Genomic DNA, 24977 nt, shown 5'->3' on the forward strand with positions numbered 1-24977 from the left:
CATATTCCGCGCAATTCCGGGGCCCGCGCTGATGTCATCGCGGCGGACGATGGGGCTGGCAGCCGGGGTGAACCCTTCAGGAGTTTCCCGTGCTGCCGTCATTCCCACCCGCTATTCTCGCGCTCGCTGACGGCACGGTCTTTCGTGGGTACGCCATTGGCGCTGCCGGTCACACCATCGGCGAAGTCGTGTTCAACACGGCCATCACCGGCTATCAGGAAATCCTCACCGACCCCAGCTATGCGCGCCAGATCGTCACGTTGACGTATCCGCACATCGGCAACACGGGCGTCAACAGTGAAGACGTCGAAGCCACGAAAGTCCATGCCGCCGGCCTGATCATCAAGGATCTTCCGATCCTCGAATCGAATTTCCGCGCCGACAAAACCCTGTCGCAATATCTGAAAGACGAAGGCGTCGTTGCCATCGCCGGTATCGACACGCGCCGACTCACCCGCATTCTGCGCGAGAAGGGTGCGCAGAACGGCTGCATCCTCGCCGGTGAAGAAGCCGACGAAGGCAAGGCCATCGCGCTCGCCCAGTCGTTCCCGGGCCTCGCCGGGATGGATCTCGCCAAGGTCGTCTCGACGACCGAGCGCTACTCCTGGACGCAGACGGAATGGCGTCTGGGCGAAGGCTACGGCGAGCAGAAAGACCCGCAGTTCCATGTGGTCGCCCTCGACTACGGCGTCAAGCGCAACATTCTGCGCATGCTCGCCGAGCGTGGTTGCAAGGTCACGGTGCTGCCGGCCCAAAGCTCGGCTGACGACGTGTTCGCCTTGAACCCGGACGGCGTGTTCCTCTCGAACGGCCCCGGCGATCCGGAACCGTGCGATTACGCCATCGCCGCGACGAAGACGTTCCTCGAGCGACGTATCCCGACGTTCGGCATCTGCCTCGGCCACCAGATCATGGGCCTGGCCGTCGGTGCGAAGACCCTCAAGATGAAGACCGGCCACCACGGCGCGAACCATCCGGTGAAGGACCTGGCCTCGGGCCGCGTGGTGATCACCTCGCAGAACCACGGCTTCGCGGTCGACGCAAACAGCCTGCCGGACAATGCGCGCGTCTCGCACGTGTCGCTGTTCGATGGCACGCTGCAAGGCTTCGAGCTGACGGACCGCCCGGCATTCTGCTTCCAGGGTCACCCGGAAGCCTCGCCGGGCCCGCACGACATCGGCTATCTGTTCGACCGCTTCGTGCAGTCGATGGCCGACGCGAAACAAACCGCCTGAGCGCGACGAACGGATCAGGAAACACGCACCATGCTCGGAAACTCACTCGGCATCGTCAACCTCTGGACCTATCTGGCCGGAGTGGTGGTGGTCATTCTGCTGCCGGGGCCGAATTCGATCTATGTCCTCTCGGTCGCCGCCCAGCGCGGCGTTCGGCAAGGCTACGCGGGCGCCTGCGGGGTGTTCCTCGGCGACACGATCCTGATGGCCCTCGCGGCCGCAGGCGTCGCGTCGCTGCTGCACGCCCAGCCGGCCCTGTTCTTCGTGGTGAAGTACTTCGGCGCGGCTTACCTGTGCTGGATGGGTTTCAACATGCTGCGCGGCGCCGTGAAGAACATCCGTGCCGCGCGCGAGAACCCCGCGGCACCGGCGTTGCCGCCGAAGCAGGTGGATGCCGACCGGCCGTTCCGGCGCGCACTGGTCATCAGCCTGCTCAATCCGAAGGCGATCCTGTTCTGCGTGTCGTTTTTCATCCAGTTTGTCGATCCGGGCTACGCCTGGCCGGCGCTGTCGTTTGCCGTGTTGGGCGTGATCGTGCAGACGTGTAGTTTCCTGTACCTGAGCACGCTGATCCTGGCCGGTTCCCGTCTGGCCGAGCACTTCCGGCGACGTCGCCGGTTGAGCGCCGGGGCGACCGGCGGCGTGGGCGCGCTGTTCGTCGGCTTCGGTGTGAAGCTCGCGACCGCGACGCTGAGTTAAATTTTTGTTGAGAACGTTATGCCAAAGCGCACAGACATTAAGAGCATCCTCATCATCGGCGCCGGCCCGATCATCATCGGTCAGGCATGCGAGTTCGATTATTCCGGCGCACAGGCCTGCAAGGCACTGCGCGAGGAAGGCTACAAGGTCATCCTGATCAACAGCAACCCGGCGACGATCATGACCGACCCGGATACGGCCGATGTGACCTACATCGAACCGATCACCTGGGAAGTCGTCGAGCGCATCATCGCCAAGGAGCGCCCGGATGCCATTCTGCCGACCATGGGCGGCCAGACCGCGCTGAACTGCGCGCTCGATCTGCACAAGCATGGCGTGCTCGACAAGTACAAGGTCGAGCTGATCGGCGCCTCGCCGGAAGCCATCGACAAGGCTGAAGACCGTCTGAAGTTCAAGGACGCGATGACCAAGATCGGTCTCGGTTCGGCCAAGTCGGGCATCGCTCACTCGATGGAAGACGCGCTCGCCGTGCAAGCGCAGATCACCGCCGAGATCGGTGGCAGCGGCTACCCGATGGTGATTCGCCCGTCGTTCACGCTGGGTGGCTCGGGCGGCGGTATCGCCTACAACCGCGAAGAGTTCGAAGAGATCTGCAAGCGCGGTCTCGACCTCTCGCCCACGCGCGAACTGCTCATCGAAGAGTCGCTGCTCGGCTGGAAGGAATACGAGATGGAGGTCGTGCGCGACCGCGCCGACAACTGCATCATCGTCTGTTCGATCGAAAACCTCGACCCGATGGGCGTGCACACCGGTGACTCGATCACGGTCGCACCGGCCCAGACGCTGACCGACAAGGAATACCAGCTGCTGCGTAACGCTTCGCTGGCAGTGCTGCGCGAAATCGGCGTGGAGACGGGCGGCTCGAACGTCCAGTTCTCGATCAACCCGAAGGACGGCCGCATGGTCGTCATCGAAATGAACCCGCGCGTGTCGCGCTCGTCGGCCCTCGCATCGAAAGCCACCGGCTTCCCGATCGCCAAGATCGCCGCCAAGCTGGCGGTCGGCTACACGCTCGATGAGCTGCGCAACGACATCACGGGCGGCGCCACGCCGGCCTCGTTCGAACCGACGATCGACTACGTCGTGACGAAGGTGCCGCGTTTCGCGTTCGAAAAATTCCGTGAAGCCGATGCCCGCCTGACGACGCAGATGAAGTCGGTCGGCGAAGTGATGGCGATTGGCCGTACCTTCCAGGAATCGTTCCAGAAGGCCATGCGCGGTCTGGAAGTCGGCGTGGACGGTCTGGACGAAAAGTCGACCGACCGCGACGAGATCGTGGCCGAGATCGGCGAGCCGGGCCCGGACCGTATCTGGTACGTGGGCGACGCATTCCGTCTGGGCATGAGCCTCGAAGAGGTGTACGCCGAGACCGCGATCGACCCGTGGTTCCTCGCGCAACTCGAAGCCATCATCAAGAAGGAAAAGGCACTCGGCGGCCGTACGCTCGAGAGCCTGACCACCGAAGAACTGCGCTTCCTGAAGCAAAGCGGCTTCTCGGATCGCCGCCTGGCCAAGCTGCTCGGTACCGACCAGACCGCCGTGCGTAAGGCGCGTATCGCCCAGAACGTGCGCCCGGTCTACAAGCGCGTGGACACCTGTGCGGCCGAATTCGCGACCAACACCGCTTACATGTACTCGACCTACGAGGAAGAGTGCGAAGCCCAGCCGACCAACAAGAAGAAGGTCATGGTGCTCGGCGGCGGCCCGAACCGCATCGGTCAGGGTATCGAGTTCGACTACTGCTGCGTGCACGCGGCGCTGGCGTTGCGCGACGATGGTTACGAAACCATCATGGTCAACTGCAACCCGGAAACGGTGTCGACGGACTACGACACGTCGGATCGTCTCTACTTCGAGCCGGTGACGCTGGAAGACGTGCTCGAAATCGTCGATCTCGAAAAGCCGGTCGGCGTGATCGTGCAGTACGGCGGTCAGACCCCGCTCAAGCTCGCACTCGATCTTGAAGCGAACGGCGTGCCCATCGTCGGCACTAGCCCGGACATGATCGATGCGGCCGAAGACCGTGAGCGTTTCCAGAAGCTGCTGCACGATCTGGGTCTGCGCCAGCCGCCGAACCGCACTGCTCGTGCAGAAGACGAAGCGCTCAAGCTGGCCGCCGAGATCGGTTACCCGCTGGTGGTGCGCCCGTCCTACGTGCTGGGTGGCCGCGCCATGGAAATCGTCCACGAGCCGCGTGATCTCGAGCGCTACATGCGCGAAGCCGTCAAGGTGAGCCACGACAGCCCCGTGCTGCTCGACCGCTTCCTCGACGACGCCATCGAATGCGACGTCGACTGCATCTCCGACGGCACGGACGTCTACATCGGCGGCGTGATGGAGCACATCGAACAAGCCGGCGTGCACTCGGGCGACTCGGCTTGCTCGCTGCCGCCGTACTCGCTGTCGGCCGAAACGGTCGCCGAACTCAAGCGTCAAACGGCCGCGATGGCCCGGGCGCTGAATGTGGTCGGCCTGATGAACGTGCAGTTCGCGATTCAGCAGGGCAACGGCGTCGACACGATCTACGTGCTCGAAGTGAACCCGCGTGCGTCGCGTACGGTGCCGTACGTCTCGAAGGCAACCGGCCGCCAACTGGCCAAGATCGCCGCGCGTGCGATGGTCGGCCAGACGCTCAAGGAACAACGTGTGACGAGCGAAGTCTCGCCGCCTTACTTCAGCGTGAAGGAAGCCGTGTTCCCGTTCGTGAAGTTCCCGGGCGTCGACCCGGTGCTTGGACCGGAAATGCGCTCGACGGGTGAAGTGATGGGCGTGGGCCGCACGTTCGGCGAAGCGCTCTTCAAGTCGCAACTGGCCGCAGGCTCGCGTCTGCCGGCCTCGGGCACGGTGCTGCTCACGGTGAAGGATGCGGACAAGCCGCGCGCGGTCGAAGTCGCTCGCATGCTGCACGCGCTCGGCTACCCGATCGTGGCGACGCGCGGTACGGCCGCGGCGATCGAAGCCGCCGGGATCCCGGTGCGTGTGGTCAACAAGGTGAAGGACGGCCGTCCGCACATTGTCGACATGATCAAGAACGGCGAGATCGCGCTGGTGTTCACCACGGTGGACGAAACCCGCACGGCGATTGCCGATTCGCGCTCGATCCGCATGTCGGCACAGGCGCACAAGGTCACGTATTACACGACGATCTCGGGCGCCCGTGCTGCCGTGGAAGGCCTGAAGTACTTGCAGAACCTGGAGGTCTACGACCTGCAAAGCCTGCACGCGCTGCTGCCGGCCCAGGTCTGATCGGGGCACGGTAACAGGGCGGATCTCCGGCGCGGTTCAGGCTGCGCCGGGGAAAGTCGCAAAAATGGCGCGTAGGCCGGGGAACCCATCCCCGGCCTACGCGCCAAATGCATTATGTGGTGCGGATTGCCGCGCGATTCGTCACCTGTCGAACTTCGACGCGTGACTGGATTGGCAGCTACGGCAAGTCTGCTACACTAACGCCATATAGGTGTCACAGCCGCGGTCAAGCGGCGTTCGCAAAAAGTGCGAATGCGGCTTTGCTGCGGCAATTTTTTTGTCTTTCGGAACAACGCGCATGAGTACCATTCCTCTGACCAAGCGGGGCGCCGAGCTGCTCAAGGATGAGCTGCACCGCCTGAAGACCATCGAACGTCCGGCCGTGATCATTGCGATCTCGGAAGCCCGTGCGCAAGGCGATCTGTCGGAAAATGCCGAATACGACGCCGCCAAGGAAAAGCAGGGTTTCATCGAAGGCCGTATTCAGGACCTCGAATCGAAGCTGTCTGCCGCGCAGATCATCGATCCGGCGGCACTTGATGCCGAGGGCCGTGTGGTCTTCGCCGCAACTGTCGAACTCGAAGATCTCGATAACGGCGGCACGGTGCTGTATCAAATCGTCGGCGACGACGAGGCCGATCTGGAGCACGGCAAGATTTCGGTGAGTTCGCCGATCGCGCGTGCGCTCATTGGCAAGCATGCAGGCGACGTGGCCGAAGTGCAGGCCCCGAGCGGCGTGCGTGAGTACGAGATCATCGATGTCCGCTACGTCTGATATGACGACTGGCGTGGTGTCGGCCAGCGGAGCGCCGCGACTGGAACGATTGTTCCGGTTGGTGGCGACCGTCTGGTGCGGCAGCCAATGGGCGATCGGCTATATCGTCGCGCCCACGCTGTTCGCTGTGCTTGAGTCACGCATGGTGGCTGGCACGGTGGCGGGTCGACTGTTTCACACGCAGGCGTGGCTGAGTCTGGTTTGCGGTGTGTTGCTAGTCTGGTTGGCCACTGCCCTCGTGGCCCGAACGGCCGACAAACAAGCCGCACGCCGTTATCGCGGCCTGCGTTGGCTGGCGGTGGCGATGATGGTCTGTGTGCTGATCAGCTCGTTTGCGTTGCAGCCGTTCATGGCGCAATTGCGGGCGGCGGCGGAAGCCACTGGCGTCGAAATCGGGCAATCACCGTATGCAACACGTTTCGGCTTGCTGCATGGTATTTCCAGCGCTATCTATCTGTTGCAAAGCTTGCTGGGTGTGGCGCTGATCTGGCGCCAGCCGGTGCGCGGCTAAATGCCGCAGGCGGCGAGGGCGGACACTTCAATCAATTGTCTACACTCGTTGCCCAATAAAAAACGCGCCCGACATTGTGCGGGCGCGTTGTCTTAGGGGCGGTGGAATCGTGAAAGCGAACCTCCGTCCCGGTCAGGCGCGAAGCGGCGTGTTTTCCGCTTCGATTCGCTTCGATCCGGAATGCTCCGGATCAGTCGTTGCGTTGACGCTTGACGCTCGTCTGACGCTTCTTGGCTTTCTTGACGATACCGCCGGCCGTCATGCGTTCGTTACCGCGCACGGTCATCTTCTTGACGGCGGGGCGGCGACTGGAATGCGGGCTGTTCTTGACGACCGTCACGGTGCGCGGTGCGCGGCCCTTGACGGTGGTGCCAGTACCGCCGGAGCGTGCGCGCACCGGGGTTTCATCTTCGTCCGGGGTCGGGCGATACACCACGAGCAGTTTGCCGATGTGTTGTACCGGCGCTGCACCGAGTTGGTCGCAAATGGTTTCGTAAATGGCGATGCGTGCGTCGCGTTCGTCACCGAAGACACGGACTTTGATCAGTTCGTGGGCCTTCAGGGCGCCGTCGATTTCCTTGAGCACCGCTGGCGTCAAGCCGTCGGCGCCGATCAGAACGACAGGATTCAGCGCATGGGCGGCGGAGCGCAGGTCGGCGCGTTGCGCCGGGGTCAGGGTCAAAGCAGACATAGAAGACAGACGAGAGACAAACGAGACAAACGAAGAGGAATGCGCCTGGGAGCGATCACCGGAGCGCCTGCCACTGGCAGGTCCGACTCAGCATTTTGGGCGCGCAAGGGCGTATTATCCTGCAAATTCGCAGTGTTTTTGAAGAATTATGGCAAAAAACCGTTTCAGCCACGCCTGGCTGCACGATCACATCAACGATCCCTACGTCAAAATGGCGCAGCGAGAGGGCTATCGGGCCCGCGCAGCGTACAAGCTCAAGGAAATCGATGAACAGGACCGGCTGATCAAGCCGGGCCACGTGATTGTCGACCTTGGCGCAACTCCTGGCAGCTGGAGTCAGTACGCCCGCAACAAGCTCGCAGCAGGTAAGCGGGCCGACGGCGGCATCGACGGCACGATCGTCGCGCTGGACATTCTCCCGATGGATCCGATTGCCGATGTGACCTTCCTGCAAGGCGACTTCCGCGAGGACAGCGTGCTCGAACAGCTCGAAGAAATCGTCGGAGGCCGGAAAGTGGACCTTGTACTTTCCGACATGGCCCCCAATTTGTCAGGTGTCGCGGTGGCAGATGCGGCGCGGATCGAGCATCTTTGCGATCTGGCGCTGGATTTCTCTCAACGGCACTTGAAACCGGAAGGGGCGTTACTGGTCAAATGTTTCCACGGCAGCGGCTATAGCCAGATTGTCGAAAAATTCAAACGCCAGTTCAAAACCGTGGCGCCGCGCAAGCCCAAGGCGTCTCGCGACAAATCTTCCGAAACTTTCATTCTGGGTCGGGGTTTGAAAAATCCGGCTTGATGCCCGTCAAATCAGCGCTCTGGCGCTATGTTGGCGGTAGAGAATCACTATGGCGGTGCGCCTGCGAGTGGATTAGAATGAATTCCTGGCGCGAAGCGATTTCATGAAGGAGCAACGCTTTGAACAATAATATGTTTTCCAAAGCGGCGGTGTGGTTAGTCATCGCGCTGGTCTTGTTTACTGTTTTTAAACAGTTCGACAAGCCGCACGTCCAGGAGGGCGTGACGTACTCCCAGTTCATGGACGATGCCAAGAACGGCAAGATCAAGAACGTGATAGTGCAAGGGCGTAGCCTTCAGGTGACGCCGAGCGACGGCCAGAAATACACCATCGTGTCGCCGGGCGACATCTGGATGGTGGGCGATCTCATGAAGTACGGCGTGCAAGTCTCGGGTAAAGCCGACGACGAGCCGAACGTGCTCATGTCCGCACTGTATTACCTCGGACCAACGCTGCTGATCATCGGCTTCTGGTTCTTCATGATGCGGCAGATGCAGGGCGGCGGTAAGGGCGGTGCCTTCTCCTTCGGCAAATCCCGCGCGCGTCTCATCGATGAAAACGCCAATCCGGTCACATTTGCGGACGTCGCCGGTTGCGACGAAGCCAAATACGAAGTCGGCGAACTGGTCGACTTCCTGAAAGATCCTCAGAAATTCCAGAAGTTGGGCGGCCGTATTCCGCGTGGCGTGCTGCTGGTTGGCCCGCCGGGGACCGGTAAGACGCTGCTCGCGCGCGCCATTGCTGGCGAAGCGAAGGTGCCGTTCTTCAGCATTTCCGGTTCGGACTTCGTTGAAATGTTCGTCGGCGTGGGCGCTGCCCGTGTTCGCGACATGTTCGAAAACGCCAAGAAGCAGTCGCCGTGTATCGTGTTCATCGACGAAATCGACGCGGTCGGCCGTCATCGCGGCGCCGGCATGGGCGGCGGTAACGACGAACGCGAACAGACGTTGAACCAGATGCTCGTCGAAATGGACGGCTTCGAAGCCAACTCGGGCGTCATCGTGATCGCCGCAACGAACCGTTCGGACGTGCTGGACAAGGCATTGCTGCGTCCGGGCCGTTTCGACCGTCAGGTCTACGTCGGTCTGCCGGATATCCGCGGCCGTGAGCAGATCCTGAAGGTGCACCTGCGCAAGGTGCCGATTTCGAACGACGTCGACGCGTCGGTGATCGCACGTGGCACGCCGGGTATGTCGGGTGCCGATCTGGCGAACCTCGTGAACGAAGCGGCATTGTTTGCCGCGCGCCGTAACAAGCGCATCGTCGAGATGCTCGATTTTGAAGACGCGAAGGACAAGATTTTCATGGGGCCGGAGCGCAAGTCGGCTGTCATGCGCGACGAAGAGCGCAAGGCGACCGCTTACCACGAGTCGGGCCACGCAGTGGTGGCCATGTCGCTGCCGGGCGCTGACCCGGTGCACAAGGTGACGATCATTCCGCGCGGCTGGGCGCTGGGCGTGACGATGCAGTTGCCGGAGCACGATAAGTACTCGGAGTATCGCGACACGATGCTCGTGCAGATCGCCATGCTGTTCGGCGGCCGTGCAGCAGAAGAAGTGTTCCTGAATAAGATGTCGACGGGCGCTTCGAACGACTTTGAGCGCGCCACTAAGCTGGCTCGCGACATGGTGACCCGTTACGGTATGTCTGACGCCCTGGGCCCGATGGTCTACGTCGATACCGAGCAGGACTCGATGTTTGGCCGGATGTCGGCCAAGTCGGTGTCGGAAGCCACGCAGCAAAAGGTCGACGCGGAAGTTCGCCGCATTCTGGACGAACAATACGCACTGGCCCGCAAGCTGCTGGAAGACAACCGCGACAAGGTCGAAACGATGACCCAAGCCTTGATGGACTGGGAAACGATCGACGCCGAACAGGTCAAGGACATCATGGAAGGGCGCCCGCCGCGTCCCCCGAAGAATGGTCCGTCGAGCGGTGGCGCATCGGGTGGCAATCCGCCGCTCAAGCCAAGCAACACGCCGGCAACCGTCTAAGACAGACGCCGTTCGGTGAGTTGACCGATAGCAGTTCAGGAAGTATCCAGTAAAAAGGCCGGCAAATTGCCGGCCTTTTTGCTTTGGCACCCGTGACTATCGGCCGATGAAGCGTTCGGTGAAGCGTCCGATGAAGGGATGTCAGGAATTCTGAAATTCCGTGTTACCGAGTGTTTCCGTGGTCGATACACGAAGTGAATCCGGTAACATTACGGCCATATACGATAAGGTCCTACCGAGCCACGAGTTTTCGAATGTCCACCGAGCCGCTGCCATCCTCCGTTCCCCCGACCGACGACATGACGTTTGCCGTCGCTGGTGACACTACTCCGCCCGCAAAGCCCGACACGCTGGCCCTAGGGCCGCGTTTTCGACTCGACGCGCGGCGTGTGCACGTCATGGGCATTCTCAATGTCACGCCTGACTCGTTCTCCGACGGCGGCAAGTTTGCTGCCCGTGACGCGGCGTTGCGTCATGCCGAACGACTGATTGCCGACGGTGTGGACATCCTCGACATCGGTGGAGAATCCACACGCCCGGGCGCCGAGGCGTTGCCGGAAGCCGCCGAACTCGAGCGCGTCGTCCCGCTTGTGGAGGCCCTGCGTGACTGCGGCGTGCCGCTCTCCGTCGACACGTACAAGCCCGGTGTGATGCGTGCGGTTCTGGCCGCAGGCGCCGATATGATCAACGATATCTGGGGCTTTCAGCAGCCGGGCGCCGTGGACGCCGTGCGCGATAGCGAAGCAGCGCTGTGCATCATGCACATGCTGCACGACCCGAAAACCATGCAGGACGCGCCGATCTACACCGATGTCGTGACCGAAGTGGCGGCGTTTCTCGATGGTCGCGTCGACGCGATGATGTCCGCAGGTGTTGCGCCGGAACGTCTCTATCTCGATCCGGGATTCGGATTTGGCAAGAATCTTGCGCATAATCTCGCTTTGCTCAAGCACCTGCGCGTGCTCTCGCGCGATGGTTTGCCCCTGCTGGTCGGTATGTCGCGCAAGCGCATGCTGGGTGAGATCACCGGCAGGCAGACGCCGATGGAGCGTCAGGTGGCGAGTGTGGCCGCGGCAATGTGCGCAGCGGATCGTGGCGCCGCGGTCGTGCGTGTTCACGATGTGGCGGAAACGGTCGACGCCCTCAAGGTGTGGCAAGCCGTACGCGACGCCGAGTAAGATCGCGGACCTGCTGGCGAGTTGCCAGCGAGGCCGAATGTGGCCGGCAGGGGGCAAGGGGCAGGGGGCAAGGGGACGTGACTGGGACGTCTCTGGTCAAAAATGTCAGCTAGCGCAAACCTCGCCCGGCTAAGAAAATCGTTCACAACGAAAGCAATGGGAAAGAAGCGCGCGACAGGACCTTTCACGGTCATGACGCGCCAACAGGGAATGAAGCAACGATGAAACGACGCTATTTTGGCACCGACGGGATTCGCGGCACGGTGGGCGAGGGGCCCATTACGCCGGAGTTCGTGCTTCGATTGGGATATGCCGCGGGCCGCGTGCTGGCCGGCAACCAGTTACTGGGCCGCCCCACTGTGCTGATCGGCAAGGACACGCGTGTTTCGGGCTATATGCTGGAAGCCGCGCTCGAAGCGGGCTTTGCTGCCGCGGGTGTCGACACGATGATGGCCGGTCCGATGCCAACGCCGGCCGTGGCTTACCTGACGCGTGCGCTGCGTCTGGCGGCCGGCGTGGTGATCAGTGCTTCGCACAATCCGTATCACGACAACGGCATCAAGTTCTTCTCGGCCAACGGCAACAAGCTGCCGGACGAGACCGAACTGCAAATCGAGGCCGAGCTCGACAACCCGATGAGCTGTGTGCGCTCCGAGCAGTTGGGCAAGGCTCGCCGTCTGGACGACGCCGCCGGACGCTACATCGAATTCTGCAAGAGCACGTTCCCGAACGAGTTCGACTTGCGTGGCGTGAAGATCGTGGTCGATTGCGCGAACGGGGCGGCCTATCACATCGCGCCGCACGTGTTCCATGAACTGGGCGCGGAAGTCATTGCCATCGGCAATCAGCCGAATGGCTTCAACATCAATGAAGACTGCGGTGCGACCTCGCCCGACGCCCTCATGCGTGCCGTGCGCGCCAACCACGCCGACATCGGTGTGGCGCTGGACGGCGACGCAGACCGCGTGCAGATCGTCGACGGCGCGGGCCGGCTGTATAACGGCGACGAATTGCTCTATCTGCTGGTCAAGGACCGTCTGGAACACGGCAGTGTCCCGGGTGCCGTCGGCACGTTGATGACCAACATGGCCGTGGAAGTGGCACTCAAGGGCCTTGGCGTGCCGTTTGTGCGGGCCAAGGTCGGCGATCGCTACGTGCTGGAGCAGCTCTACAAGCACGGCTGGCAGATCGGTGCCGAAGGTTCGGGCCACATTCTTTGTCTCGACAAGCACACGACCGGCGACGGCATCGTCTCGGCATTGCAAGTCCTCGCCGCCGTTCGCCGCGCCGATAACAAGCCGCTGGCAAAGCTGCTTGAAGGGGTGCGCCTGTTCCCGCAGCACATGATCAACGTGCGCACGCCGGTCGGTTACGACTGGCTGGCCGATACGCGTCTGGCCGCCGAGCGCGATGCCATCGAGGCAAAGCTGGGCGATTCGGGCCGCGTATTGATTCGTGCATCGGGCACCGAGCCGGTGTTGCGCGTCATGGTCGAAGCCCGCGACGAGTCGCAAGCGACGGCGTTCGCTCAGCAACTGGCCGACATTGTGAAGTCGGCGACCTAAGTCCGCCGCCCAACGGGCTCGCCGTTCCTGAAATCAGCGTTACCGTCACTGCCGTCGGGGCCAATTTATCCGCACCGACGGCAGCAGCGCAAACATTCCCATGTTGGGATGCCATGCCTGTTGCATCCCTCCCACTCTCTCCCCCCACTGTCACATTTGTGACAGCCTGCCGTCCGTCGTAAGACCAATTCCGACAGTGTCACGGTAATGACACATCCCCTCAAAGCCCCCGCCAAGCTGGATTCATCGTCATAGGAAAGCTCTGAAACCCGCGTCGATATTGGGTTTCACGAAAACGTCATCGACGCTGCGCACTGTGTCGAATATGACAATCCCGGGGCGGTGAGATGACAGTCAGATGGTGAATATCCGGAAATGACACATGATTGTCACATTCGGACTCTATTCTTCGAGCCATCCACACGCTGTACACACCACTCGGAGAAATCCATGAAGCTGATGAAGACTGCGATTGCCGGCCTGGCTGGCGCACTGTTCGCCGCTGGCGCAATTGCGGGCGAGATTACCGGCGCCGGTAGCACGTTCGCGGCCCCTATCTACACGAAGTGGGCCGATTCGTACCAGAAGGCGACCTCGAACAAGGTCAACTATCAAGGTATCGGCTCCTCGGGCGGCATCAAGCAAATTCAAGCCAAGACCGTCGATTTCGCCGGTTCTGACGCCCCGCTGACGGACGAAGAGCTGGCCAAGCAAGGCCTGTTCCAGTTCCCGACGGTGGTTGGCGGCATCGTGCCGGTGATCAACGTTCCGGGCGTGAAGCCGGGCGAACTGGTGCTGTCGGGCGAACTGCTCGGCGACATCTACCTGGGCAAGATCAAGAAGTGGAACGATCCGGCCATCGCCAAGCTGAACCCGAAGGTCAAGCTGCCGGACACCGACATCGCCGTGGTTCGCCGCGCCGACGGTTCGGGCACGAGCTTCGTGTTCACGAACTACCTGTCGAAGGTCAACGCCGAATGGAAGAGCAAGGTTGGCGAAGGCACGACGGTGAACTGGCCGACGGGTACGGGCGGTAAGGGTAACGACGGCGTCGCCGCCTTCGTGCAACGTCTGCCGGGCGCTATCGGCTACGTGGAATCGGCCTACGCCAAGCAGAACAAGCTGACGTACACGGCCCTGACCAACGCCGCTGGCAAGGTTGTCGAGCCGAACGCCGAAACGTTCAAGACGGCTGCCGGTCACGCCGAATGGTCGAAGACGTTCTATCAGATCCTGACGAATGAGCCGGGCGAAAAGTCGTGGCCGATCGTGGCTGCCACGTTCGTGCTGCTGCACCAGAAGGCTGACGCCGGCAAGGAAGCGCAAAGCGCCGAAGTGCTGAAGTTCTTCGACTGGTCGTTCAAGAACGGCAACCAGACCGCGACGGAACTGGACTACATTCCGCTGCCGGAAGATGTCCTGAAGCAAATCCGCGCCGGCTGGAAGGCAAAGGTGGCCGATTCGGCCAACAAGGCTGGCATCTAAGACGCCTGCCCGGCACCGTGCCACGCTTTGCGGCGTAGCGCGGTGCTCCAGACCTGCTTTATCCGCGCCGCCCGCGCCGCCGCCTGATGGTTGATCCGGCAACGGCTGGCGGCGCGTCTCACGAAAGAGACGACATCATGGCAGAAGCCACCAGCCCCCTCGCAACGCCGGGCGCCGCTACGCAGCGGGCTCCGTCTTCCGCTGGCGACATCCTTTTCGCACTGATCGCCCGCGCCGCCGCCGTTATCACGCTGCTCCTGCTGGGCGGGATCATCGTGTCGCTCATCGTGAGCGCACTGCCGTCCATCCAGAAGTTCGGCTTCGCGTTCCTGTGGACCAAAGAATGGGATCCTCCTGCGGATCAGTTCGGGGCCCTGGTGCCGATCTACGGCACGATCGTGACGTCGATCATCGCGCTTCTTATCGCTGTGCCGGTCAGCTTCGGCATTGCGCTGTTTCTCACTGAACTCTCGCCCGTATGGCTGCGTCGCCCGCTGGGCACCGCCATCGAGCTGCTGGCCGCCATTCCGAGCATCGTCTACGGGATGTGGGGTCTGCTGGTTTTCGCCCCGATCTTCAGCCAGTACTTCCAGAAGCCGCTGCAAGGCCTGCTTGGCAACGTGCCCGTGATCGGCGCGCTGTTCCAGGGCCCGCCGCTGGGCATCGGTATTCTGCCGGCCGGCGTGATCCTCGCGATCATGATCATTCCGTACGTTGCCTCGGTCATGCGCGACGTGTTCGAAGTGACGCCCGTGCTGCTCAAAGAATCGGCCTACGGTATCGGCTGCACGACCTGGGAAGTGATGTGGCGTGTGGTGCTGCCGTTCACCAAGACGGGTGTCATCGGCGGCGTCATGCTCGGTCTGGGCCGCGCGCTCGGCGAGACCATGGCTGTCACGTTCGTGATCGGTAACACGAACCTGCTCGACAACGTTTCGCTGTACTCGCCGGGGAACAGCATTACCTCGGCACTCGCCAACGAATTCGCCGAAGCCGGCCCCGGTCTGCATACCGCGGCCCTGATGGAACTCGGCCTGATTCTGTTCTTCATCACCTTTGTGGTGCTGGCGCTGTCCAAGCTCATGCTGCTGCGCCTCGAAAAGGGCGAAGGTAAATAAATGACCCAACAAGCGCTCGAATTGGAAACGCCCGACGTGAAGCCTACCGACGCCTTTACCCGCGTGCGGCTGCAAGCCTACCGCCGCCGCAAAAATGTCTTCGCGATCGCGATGTCGCTCGCGGCGATGGCCTTCGGCCTGCTCTGGCTGCTGTGGATTCTCTACACCACGCTCTCGCTGGGCATCGGCGGCCTGTCGCTGTCGCTGTTCACCGAAATGACGCCGCCGCCGAATACGGCAGGCGGGGGACTTGCCAACGCCATCGCCGGCAGCCTGATCATGGTCGGCGTGGCTACGCTGATCGGCACGCCGCTGGGCATTCTCGCTGGCGTGTATCTGGCGGAATACGGCCAGAAGTCGTGGCTGGCAAGCATCACGCGCTTCATCAACGACATTCTCTTGTCGGCGCCGTCGATCGTGATCGGCTTGTTCGTCTACGCCCTGGTGGTTGCGCAGATGGGCCACTTCTCGGCATGGGCCGGCATCATCGCGCTGGCGCTGCTGCAAGTGCCGATCGTGATTCGCACGACCGAGAACATGCTCAAGCTGGTGCCGAATAACCTGCGCGAAGCGGCCTTCGCACTGGGTACGCCGAAGTGGCGCATTATCGTGAAGATCACGTTGAAGGCGTCGATGGCAGGTATCGTGACGGGCGTGTTGCTGGCCGTGGCGCGTATCGCCGGCGAGACGGCACCGCTGCTGTTCACGGCGCTCTCGAATCAGTTCTGGTCGCTGAACCTGAACCAGCCGATGGCCAACCTGCCGGTCACCATCTTCAAATTTGCCATGAGCCCGTTTGCGGAGTGGCAGGCGCTTGCCTGGGCAGGCGTGTTCATCATCACCCTTGGTGTGCTGTTCCTGAACATTCTGGCGCGCACGCTGTTCGCGAAGAAGTAACCGAACGCGACAACAAACGACGCGACGACATAACGCATACCTGACGGCTGAGACAGACCATGACGAATCCGACACAAGAAATCAAGCTGCCCTCGAAGATCGAAGTCAAGAACCTGAACTTCTTCTACGAGAAATACCACGCGCTCAAGAACATCAACCTGCGCATTCCCGACCGCAAGGTCACGGCCTTCATCGGCCCGTCGGGTTGCGGCAAGTCCACGCTGCTGCGCACGTTCAACAAGATGTACGCCCTGTATCCGGAGCAACGCGCCGAGGGCGAAATCAACATGGACGGCGAAAACCTGCTGACTTCGAAGCAGGACATCGCACTGCTGCGCGCCAAGGTCGGTATGGTGTTCCAGAAGCCGACCCCGTTCCCGATGTCGATTTACGACAACATCTCGTTCGGCGTGCGCCTGTTCGAGAAGCTCTCGCGCTCGGAAATGGATGATCGCGTGGAGTGGGCGCTGACCAAGGCGGCGCTGTGGAGCGAAGTGAAGGACAAGCTGCAACAGTCGGGCTACGGCCTGTCGGGCGGTCAGCAACAGCGTCTGTGCATTGCGCGCGGTATTGCGATTCGCCCGGAAGTGCTGCTGCTCGACGAGCCGTGCTCGGCGCTCGACCCGATTTCCACGGGCCGCATCGAAGAGCTGATTGCGGAACTCAAGGATGACTACACCGTGGTGATCGTCACGCACAACATGCAGCAGGCGGCACGTTGCTCGGATTACACGGCTTACATGTATCTGGGCGAACTGATCGAATTCGGCGAGACCGAGAAGATCTTCATCAAGCCGGACCGTAAAGAAACCGAAGACTACATCACCGGCCGTTTTGGTTGATCCCCACGAGGAAACCTGCGACATGAACGATAAACACCTTTCCAGCCAGTTCGATTCCGACCTGAATCAGGTTTGCTCGCGCGTCCTCGAGATGGGCGGCCTGGTCGAATCGCAGATCGTCACCGCCATGCAGGGCCTCATCGGGTTCGACCGTGCATTGGTCGACGAAGTGATCGCCAACGAGCACCGTCTCAACACGCTGGAAGTCGAGATCGACGAAGAGTGCAGCAAGATCATTGCGCGTCGCCAGCCGACCGCGCGCGATCTGCGCCTGCTGCTCTCGATTTCGAAGACGATCACCAACCTCGAGCGCGCAGGCGACGAGGCTGAAAAGATTGCCAAGCGCACGCGTCACCTGCTTGAAGACGGTGCGGCACAGAGCGTGAATTTTGCCGAGATCAAGCTCTCGGGCGAAATGGCAGCGCAGTTGCTGCGTCGCACGCTGGACGCGTTTGCGCGTCTGGATATCGTGGCGGCGGCCGAAATCGTGCGCGACGACAAGGCCATCGACAATGAATTCCGTGGCTTCGTGCGAAAATTGGTCACGTACATGATGGAAGACCCGCGCACCATCTCGGCTGGCCTGGATTTCCTGTTCATCGCCAAGGCCATCGAGCGTATCGGCGACCACGCGAAGAACATCGCCGAATTCATCATTTACATCGTCAAGGGCACCGACGTCCGGCACATTTCGCGCGAAGATTTGCAGCGCAAAGTGCAAGGCGAATAACAAGCTCGACATTACTGAAGGTTTGAGAGGCAACCGATGCCCAGCAGCATTCTGATCGTAGAAGACGAGCCGGCGATTTCCGAGCTGATCTCCGTTAATCTGCAACATGCGGGTCACTATCCGATCCGGGCGTACAACGCCGAGCAGGCGCTCACGCTGATTAGCGACGTCCTGCCGGATCTCGTTCTGCTCGACTGGATGCTGCCCGGCAAGTCGGGCGTGACCTTCGCGCGCGAACTGCGGGCGAACGAGCGCACCAAGCACGTGCCCATCATCATGCTCACCGCGCGCAGCGAAGAGCAGGACAAGGTGATGGGCCTGGAGATTGGCGCGGACGACTATGTCACCAAGCCGTTCTCGCCCAAGGAACTGATGGCGCGCATCAAGGCGGTGTTGCGCCGCCGTGCGCCGCAGCTGACCGAAGATGTGGTCAGCGTGAACGGCCTGAAGCTCGACCCGGCCACGCACCGTGTGACGAGCCATCAGACGAGCGGCGACATCAAGCTCGATCTGGGCCCGACGGAATTCCGCCTGCTGCACTTCTTCATGACGCATCCAGAGCGCGTGCACAGCCGCTCGCAGTTGCTCGATCAGGTGTGGGGCGATCACGTGTTCGTCGAAGAGCGCACCGTGGACGTGCACATCAAGCGTCTGCGCGCTGCGCTCAAGCCTGCCGGGCACGATGCTATGATCGAGACCGTACGCGGCAGCGGCTACCGCCTGACGAAGTCGGTCTGAGGCGCTCCGAGGCTGAACCCTGACGTGCGCCGTCGGCGCCGTCAGCCGTCGTTCCCCCCGCGACTGACGATGGCATTTGACCGTCTCGTCAGCCTTGGGCAAGGGCGGCAAACCCCTGTGCATCGTCTATGAATATCATTTGGGCCCGTGCGCTGGCGTTCCTGATCCTGCAAGCGGCCATTTCCGTGGCCGTGGGCTGGCTTCTCGGCGCGCGCGCAGGCTACGTCACCGCAATTTTCTTGCTGGTGGTGCAGCTTTTCTTCAACGTCTACCACGCGCAACGCCTCTGGCGTCTGCTCGATGCCCCGGTCTACGGGGAAGTGCCGAGCGCGCTCGGCCTGTGGGGCGAAATCTACTACCGTTTGCACAAGCTCGCGAAGCGCTGGCATAACCAGGTCAAGCAGGTCGAGCAGCAGCACGCGCGCTTCATTCAGGCCATTCAGGCCTCGCCTAACGGCGTGATCATGCTCGACGAGCATAACCAGATCGAGTGGTGCAACGCGATTGCCGAGACGCACTTCGGTATCGATGCCAAGCGCGATCTGCGCCAACAGATCACCCATTTGCTGCGCACCCCCGCCTTTGTGCATTACCTCTCGTCCGAGCGTTATGACGAGGCGCTGATCATGCAGCATATGGGCGTGAAGCGGAACAACGTGCTCTCGATGCAGGTGTTTCCGTATGGCGATAACCGCAAGCTGATCATCTCGCTCGATGTGACCGATCTGGAGCGCACGGACGCCATGCGCCGCGACTTCGTGGCCAACGTCTCGCACGAGTTGAAGACGCCGCTGACGGTGCTCTCAGGCTTTCTGGAGACGGTGGGCGAGCTGCCGCTTTCCGCCGACGAAATTCAGCGTTATGTCGAGATCATGCGGCAGCAGGCATCGCGCATGCAGAGCATCGTGAACGACCTGCTCACGCTCGCCAAGCTCGAAGGCAGCGGCAAGCCGCCTTCGGATGAGCGGATCGACATGGGCGTGCAGATGCGCACCCTGCGCAGCGACGCGGAAGGGCTCTCGCAAGGCCAGCATGCGATCGAGGTCACCGGTGTCGACGGGTTGGACGTGCGCGGCGCCGAAGGCGAATTGCACAGTGCCTTCAGCAATCTGGTGAGCAACGCGGTGCGTTATACGCCGCAGGGCGGCAAGATCTGCATCGACTGGAGCGCGACCGACGATGGTGGTGCGCGCTTTACCGTCATCGACTCGGGGCTGGGGATTCCGGCGGAACATATCCCGCGCCTGACCGAGCGGTTCTATCGCATCGATCGCAGCCGGTCGCGTGATACGGGCGGGACAGGGCTGGGGCTGGCCATCGTCAAGCACGTGCTTACGCGCCATCAGGCGGACTTGCGAGTCACGAGCGAGGAAGGGCGTGGCAGCACGTTCAGCATCCATTTCCCGCCGTCACGGGTGGTTCACCGTGCGCCGGCGGATTTGCCGGCACCGGCTGCCGCGCCGTCGAACGTGGCTGCCAACGGTTGAGCGGTTCGCCACGCGGGCTGGCACGATCCCAATGTAAAAAAGGCGTCTGACTGAATTGTCAGACGCCTTTTTTGTGCCCAGATGACGATCGTTCGCGCGGTTAGTTGCCCGTCTGCACGTACTGCGTCAGCTCCTGCATGAGCGCCAACTGGCTGTTGAAGGGCTTCTTGCCTGCGCGACGGCGCAGGTAGCTGCCATCCGGGCGCATGAGCCACGCGGACGTGTTGTCGCGCAGATGGACCATCAGACCCTCGCGAATCACACGGGCCTTCAGGCGTTTGTCATGCACGGGGAAGGCCACTTCCACGCGGCGGAAGAAGTTGCGTTCCATCCAGTCCGCGCTTGAGAGCATCACCTTCTCGTCGCCATGCGCATAGAAGTAGTAAATGCGATGGTGTTCGAGAAAACGTCCCACGATCGAGCGTACGGTGATGTTCTCCGAGAGCCCCGGCACGCCCGCGCGCAGCGAGCAGACGCCGCGCACGATGAGGTCGATCTTCACGCCGGCGCGCGACGCCTTGTAAAGCTCGGCAATGATGGTCGGATCGAGCAGCGCGTTCATCTTCGCGATGATGCGGGCCTTCTTGCCGGCGGCCGCCGCTTCCGTTTCGCGCCGGATGGCTTCGAGCAGGTGCGTGTGCATGGTGAACGGCGACTGCCAGAGACCGTGCAACTGCGTCTGCCGGCCGATGCCGGTGAGCTGCTGGAAGACGACGTGCACGTCCGCGCAGAGCTTTTCATCGGCCGTCATCAGGCCGAAGTCGGTGTACAGGCGTGCCGTGCGCGGGTGGTAATTGCCTGTGCCGAGGTGCACGTAGCGCTTGAGGTAGGTCTTCTTGCCCTCGTGCGTGCGGCGCACCACCAGCAGCATCTTCGCGTGGCACTTGTGGCCGACCACGCCATATACGACGTGTGCGCCGACCGCTTCGAGCCGTGCAGCCCAGTTGATGTTCGTTTCCTCGTCGAAGCGGGCAAGCAACTCGACGACCACCGTGACTTCCTTGCCGTTGCGCGCGGCTTCCATGAGCGCATCCATCAGCGACGACTCGTTACCCGTGCGGTAGATGGTCTGCTTGATGGCGACGACGTCAGGGTCGCGGGCGGCCTGCAACAGCAGCTCCAGCACCGGCTGGAAGCTGTCGTAGGGGTGGTGCAGCAGCACATCGCCCTGATCGATGAGATCGAACATGGCCGGCGAGGCGATCATGCGCTTGGGCAAAGCCGGCACGAACGGTGCGAATTTCAGATCGGGGCGATCGACCATCTCGGGCAGCGGCATCAGGCGCACGAGATTGACGGGGCCTTTCACGCGGTAGCAATCCGAGTCGGTCAGGCCGCATTCCGTTTGCAGGCGGCGAACGAGTCGCGCTGGCGCGCCGGAATCGACTTCCAGACGCACGGCGTCGCCGAGGTGGCGGGCGGGCAATTCGCCTTGCAGGGCGGTGCGAAGGTTCGTGATTTCGTCTTCGTCGACGAACAAATCGCTATTGCGGGTGACGCGGAACTGATGGCAGCCCTTGGCCGTGAGCCCCGGGAACAATTCGCTCGAAAATCGAAGCATGAGCGAACTGAGCAGGACGAAGCTGTTGGGCAGCGGCGCGAGGGATGCGGGCATCGGCACCAGACGGGGCAGGGCGCGCGGGGCTTGCACGATGGCGAGTTCCGCGTCGCGTCCGAACGCGTCCTTACCTTCGAGTTCGACGGCGAAGTTCAGGCTTTTGTTGAGTACGCGCGGGAACGGGTGAGCCGGGTCGAGCCCGATGGGCGTGAGTACCGGCACCAGTTCGCGCATGAAGTAGTCGCGCGCCCATTCGACTTGGGCGTCGTTCCACTGGCCGGAGGGGTGAAACGCGATGCCTTCGGCCTCGAGTGCGGGCATCAGGCTGCCGAACATGGCGTATTGCTTTTCCACGAGCGCCTGTGCCCGGGAACACACTTGCGTGTAAACTTGCTGAAAAGTCATGCCGTCGGGCGTGAGCATGCCCGGATTTTCGCGCATCTGCTCCTTGAGTCCGGCGACGCGGATTTCGAAGAATTCATCCAGATTGCTACTGACGATACAGACAAAACGCAGGCGTTCGAGCAGTGGCGTGGCCGGGTCGGCTGCCTGGGCGAGCACGCGTTCATTGAACGCAAGGATGCCAAGCTCGCGATTGAGCAGCGGATAATTCATATTGAACGTGCGAAAGACATGGGATTGGCGTGAATTCTTCATCCGTATTGTTACAGTTATATGACATTCACATTTGTCAACGACGTGTCATATTCACTTTGTAACGTATTCGTCATTTATCTGTCGAGTGCGCGTCACGCTTTTCGTGTGCAACAAAGCGTATTTCGACACTCATCGCCCAGGCGCACCCCCACATGAGTACCCCTTCGCCTTTATTAGCGGCCGTCGATCTCGGCTCGAACAGTTTTCGCCTGATCATCGGCCGGGTGGAGGAAACCTCCGCAGGTACGCAGATCTACCAGGTGGATGCGCTGCGCGAACCGGTCAGGCTTGCCGCTGGCCTGAACGCGGAAAAGTATCTCGATCACCCGTCGCAGCAACGCGGCTGGGATGTGCTCAAGCGCTTTGGCGAGCGGCTGCGGGGGTTTCATCCCGATCAGGTGCGTGCGGTCGCGACCAATACGTTGCGCGTGGCGAAGAACGCGCAGGATTTCCTTGGTGAAGCGCAACGCGCGCTCGGGTTTCCCATCGAAGTGATTGCCGGACGCGAAGAAGCGCGGCTGATTTATGCGGGCGCAGCGCATTCGGTACCGACTTGTCCGGGGAATCGACTTGTCGTGGATATCGGCGGCGGTTCGACGGAATTCATTATCGGTCAGGATTACGAACCGTTGATCATGGAGAGTCTGTACATCGGCTGCGTAAGTCACAGCCGTTTGTTCTTTCCCAGCGGCAATGTCGATGACTATGCGATGAAGCAGGCCGAGCTGGCCGCGCGTCGCGAAATTCAGATCATTTCGTCGGCGTTTCGCGAGGCGGGGTGGTCGCAGGCGATCGGCTCATCGGGCACGGCGCGTGCGCTGGCGGAATTGCTGGAGGCCAACGGCTTCAACGACGGCGGGGTGCACGGCCTCACCCGTGGTGGCCTGGAGCGGCTCAAACGGGCGCTCATCAAGGCAGAGAATGCCAATCGTCTGAAGCTGGCCGGTTTGAAGCAGGATCGCATCCCGGTGCTGCCGGGCGGCCTGTCGATCATGCTGTCGGTGTTCAATGAGCTTGAAGTCGATCATATGGAGACGACCGACGCTGCGCTGCGTCTGGGCGTGATGTACGACTTGCTGGGCCGTACGCAGCATCAGGATATGCGCGCAGTGACCGTCGAGCAGTTTGTGCGGCGCTATGGCGTGGATCGTGCGCAGACTGAGCGTGTCGGGCGTCTGGCGATTGCGTTGTATCGGCAATTACCGGTGGCTGGCGACGAAACGGATGCCGACGACGGTCGTGAAGAGGACGAAGCGCTGCTCGGTTGGGCATCGTCGCTGCACGAGATGGGGCTGTCGATCTCGCACAGCGCTTATCACAAGCATTCGGCCTACATCGGCAGCAATGCGGACATGCCAGGCTTCTCGCGTCCCGATCAGGCGCGTCTGGCGGAGTTGCTGCTGGGGCACGTTGGCAAGCTGGGCAAGCTGGCGTCGCAGGCGCAGCAAGTCGACTGGCAATTGCTGTTCTGCCTGCGGCTGGCGGTCTTGTTTTGCCGCCGCCGCATCGACGCGCTGCCCGAGAGCATCGAGGTGAATCGTCTTGATGACGGCTTTGAGGTGACGGTGCCGCGTGCGTGGATCGACGCGAACCCGCTGACCGATTACAGCTTGCAGCGCGAGGCGCAGGAGTGGGAGAAGATTGGTCAGCGCTACAAGGTGGTGTACGCCTGAATGGGGCGTTTTCCCGCGCTTCTCCGCTGTTCCTCTGCGCCAACAAATCGACTTGGTGTTGCAGACATGAAAAAGCCCGGCAATTTGCCGGGCTTTTTTTGTCCTTTTGATGAGGACTGAATTGGTTGGGGGGAGTCAGTGGCCTTGATCAGGCGTTCTGGAGTTTGCTGAGCAGTTCCGGTCCGAGGAAGTGTCGCGCGTAGCGCGGGTTCATGTCGGACAGGCGGAACATCGTCAGGAAGTCGGCCGTATTGAAGTCGGGGTCCCATGCCGGGGCACCGCAGATGCGGGCGCCGAGGCGCAGGTAGCCTTTGACTAGCGCGGGCGGCTCGACGTCGAGGCCCGATTGCAGTTCGTTGATCGGCAGGGCGATACGCGGCACGGCGTGGTACTCGGCGGGTGCCATGGCGCTTTCGCTGTCTTGCAACTTGCGATAGAGGCTGGCGGCGTAGTGGCCACCGTCGGCCATGGGCACGCTGGCGCAGCCGAGCATGGTCTCCAGGCCGTTACGCACCATGTACTCTGCCAGACCGCTCCAGAGGGCCATGATGACGGCACCGTTGCGGTAGTCAGGGTGCACGCACGAGCGGCCGGTCTCGAGCATCTTGGGGCGCAGATGGTCGAGGCGTGAGAGATCGAATTCACTCTCGGAGTACAGACGGCCGAGGCGCTTGGCCTGGTCGGGGGGCAATACGCGGTAGGTGCCGACAACCTTGAGCGAATCCTGATCGCGAACGAGCAGGTGATCGCAGTATTGGTCGTATTCGTCGACGTCCAGGCCTGCCGGGCCTTTGACCGATGCGCCCATTTCTTCGGCGAAGACCTGATATCTCAGTCGTTGGGCTTCACGAAGCTCGCTTTCGTCGCGTGCCCACGCCACAGCCAGATTCGGTTTGACAGGCGTTTCAGGACGAGGAAGACGCCTCCGCGACGTAGGGGTCAGCGAAGAGAGCGGCATGGTGGGGTTCGGCAGGTCGCGCATAAAGGCCCTTTTTGTGACGGTCGCGTTGCGACGTACTTTAAAAAGCATCAATGTCGATTCCGTGAACGGGAGGCGACAATTCTATGACAAAACTTG

20 protein-coding genes are annotated in these 24977 nt (G+C 61.7%); 17 read left to right on the forward strand and 3 right to left on the reverse strand.

Translation table 11 applies throughout. The features are described 5' to 3' along the window. The first annotated feature begins 89 nt into the window (after positions 1-89). The 5 genes from carA to AT302_RS07575 all read left to right on the forward strand — a co-directional run bounded on the left by carA (position 90) and on the right by AT302_RS07575 (position 6487). Positions 90-1235 carry a glutamine-hydrolyzing carbamoyl-phosphate synthase small subunit gene (carA, locus tag AT302_RS07555; RefSeq protein WP_058377902.1) on the forward strand — a complete coding sequence of 382 codons (1146 nt, stop codon included), beginning with the start codon at positions 90-92 and terminating at the stop codon, positions 1233-1235. Between the two features lie 30 nt (positions 1236-1265). Next, complete coding sequence (gene leuE, locus AT302_RS07560) at positions 1266-1934, forward strand: leucine efflux protein LeuE (RefSeq protein ID WP_058377903.1); 669 nt, start codon at positions 1266-1268, stop codon at positions 1932-1934. A gap of 18 nt (positions 1935-1952) precedes the next feature. Next, positions 1953-5201, forward strand: a complete 3249-nt coding sequence (gene carB / locus AT302_RS07565) for a carbamoyl-phosphate synthase large subunit (RefSeq protein WP_058377904.1) — start codon at positions 1953-1955, stop codon at positions 5199-5201. 298 nt (positions 5202-5499) lie between these two features. Then, entirely contained in the window at positions 5500-5976 is a 477-nt protein-coding gene (gene greA, locus AT302_RS07570) for a transcription elongation factor GreA (RefSeq protein WP_058377905.1), read from the forward strand. Beyond that, entirely contained in the window at positions 5960-6487 is a 528-nt protein-coding gene (locus AT302_RS07575; RefSeq protein WP_084656083.1) for a DUF4149 domain-containing protein, read from the forward strand. The genes greA and AT302_RS07575 overlap by 17 nt, the downstream gene beginning before the upstream one ends. A gap of 190 nt (positions 6488-6677) precedes the next feature. Here AT302_RS07575 and AT302_RS07580 read toward each other — a convergent pair whose 3' ends face one another. Further along, complete coding sequence (locus AT302_RS07580) at positions 6678-7178, reverse strand: YhbY family RNA-binding protein (RefSeq protein WP_058377907.1); 501 nt, start codon at positions 7176-7178, stop codon at positions 6678-6680. A 148-nt stretch (positions 7179-7326) separates the two neighbouring features. Here AT302_RS07580 and AT302_RS07585 point away from each other — a divergent pair, with 148 nt between their 5' ends. The 11 genes from AT302_RS07585 (at position 7327) to phoR (ending at position 20011) form a co-directional block, all read left to right on the forward strand. Further along, positions 7327-7977 (forward strand): RlmE family RNA methyltransferase, encoded by a 651-nt coding sequence (locus tag AT302_RS07585; RefSeq protein WP_058377908.1) that lies wholly within the window; start codon positions 7327-7329, stop codon positions 7975-7977. A 119-nt stretch (positions 7978-8096) separates the two neighbouring features. After that, positions 8097-9971, forward strand: coding sequence for an ATP-dependent zinc metalloprotease FtsH (gene ftsH / locus AT302_RS07590; protein ID WP_058377909.1), 1875 nt, complete (start codon positions 8097-8099; stop codon positions 9969-9971). Between the two features lie 398 nt (positions 9972-10369). Further along, positions 10370-11149, forward strand: a complete 780-nt coding sequence (folP, locus tag AT302_RS07595; protein ID WP_237172164.1) for a dihydropteroate synthase — start codon at positions 10370-10372, stop codon at positions 11147-11149. Between the two features lie 221 nt (positions 11150-11370). Beyond that, positions 11371-12714, forward strand: coding sequence for a phosphoglucosamine mutase (glmM, locus tag AT302_RS07600; RefSeq protein ID WP_058377910.1), 1344 nt, complete (start codon positions 11371-11373; stop codon positions 12712-12714). A 450-nt stretch (positions 12715-13164) separates the two neighbouring features. Next, on the forward strand, positions 13165-14199 hold the full coding sequence (pstS, locus tag AT302_RS07605; protein ID WP_058377911.1) for a phosphate ABC transporter substrate-binding protein PstS: 1035 nt from the start codon (positions 13165-13167) through the stop codon (positions 14197-14199). A 137-nt stretch (positions 14200-14336) separates the two neighbouring features. Beyond that, complete coding sequence (gene pstC / locus AT302_RS07610; RefSeq protein ID WP_058377912.1) at positions 14337-15317, forward strand: phosphate ABC transporter permease PstC; 981 nt, start codon at positions 14337-14339, stop codon at positions 15315-15317. Further along, positions 15318-16214, forward strand: coding sequence for a phosphate ABC transporter permease PstA (pstA, locus tag AT302_RS07615; RefSeq protein WP_058377913.1), 897 nt, complete (start codon positions 15318-15320; stop codon positions 16212-16214). It abuts the gene before it with no gap. 59 nt (positions 16215-16273) lie between these two features. Beyond that, on the forward strand, positions 16274-17056 hold the full coding sequence (gene pstB, locus AT302_RS07620; protein WP_087686764.1) for a phosphate ABC transporter ATP-binding protein PstB: 783 nt from the start codon (positions 16274-16276) through the stop codon (positions 17054-17056). Positions 17057-17078: 22 nt separating this feature from the next. Further along, positions 17079-17786, forward strand: a complete 708-nt coding sequence (gene phoU / locus AT302_RS07625; protein WP_058377915.1) for a phosphate signaling complex protein PhoU — start codon at positions 17079-17081, stop codon at positions 17784-17786. Between the two features lie 36 nt (positions 17787-17822). After that, positions 17823-18524: a phosphate regulon transcriptional regulator PhoB gene (gene phoB / locus AT302_RS07630; protein ID WP_058377916.1), complete on the forward strand. Its 702-nt coding sequence runs from the start codon at positions 17823-17825 to the stop codon at positions 18522-18524. Positions 18525-18652: 128 nt separating this feature from the next. Then, a complete protein-coding gene (gene phoR, locus AT302_RS07635) occupies positions 18653-20011 on the forward strand; it encodes a phosphate regulon sensor histidine kinase PhoR (RefSeq protein WP_058377917.1) in 1359 nt (452 codons plus the stop codon). A gap of 100 nt (positions 20012-20111) precedes the next feature. Here phoR and ppk1 read toward each other — a convergent pair whose 3' ends face one another. Then, a complete protein-coding gene (ppk1, locus tag AT302_RS07640) occupies positions 20112-22226 on the reverse strand; it encodes a polyphosphate kinase 1 (protein WP_058377918.1) in 2115 nt (704 codons plus the stop codon). 152 nt (positions 22227-22378) lie between these two features. On the opposite strand from ppk1, the gene ppx reads away from it, so the two are divergent. Continuing rightward, the gene (ppx, locus tag AT302_RS07645) at positions 22379-23899 is read left to right on the forward strand and encodes an exopolyphosphatase (protein WP_058377919.1); all 1521 of its coding nucleotides are present in this window, start codon (positions 22379-22381) and stop codon (positions 23897-23899) included. A gap of 148 nt (positions 23900-24047) precedes the next feature. Here the strand turns inward: ppx and AT302_RS07650 are convergent, their stop codons facing one another. Continuing rightward, positions 24048-24881, reverse strand: a complete 834-nt coding sequence (locus AT302_RS07650; protein WP_058377920.1) for a GNAT family N-acetyltransferase — start codon at positions 24879-24881, stop codon at positions 24048-24050. Between the last annotated feature and the right edge of the window lie 96 nt (positions 24882-24977).

The sequence above is a fragment of the Pandoraea norimbergensis genome (assembly GCF_001465545.3).
Classification (GTDB): Bacteria; Pseudomonadota; Gammaproteobacteria; order Burkholderiales; family Burkholderiaceae; genus Pandoraea; species Pandoraea norimbergensis.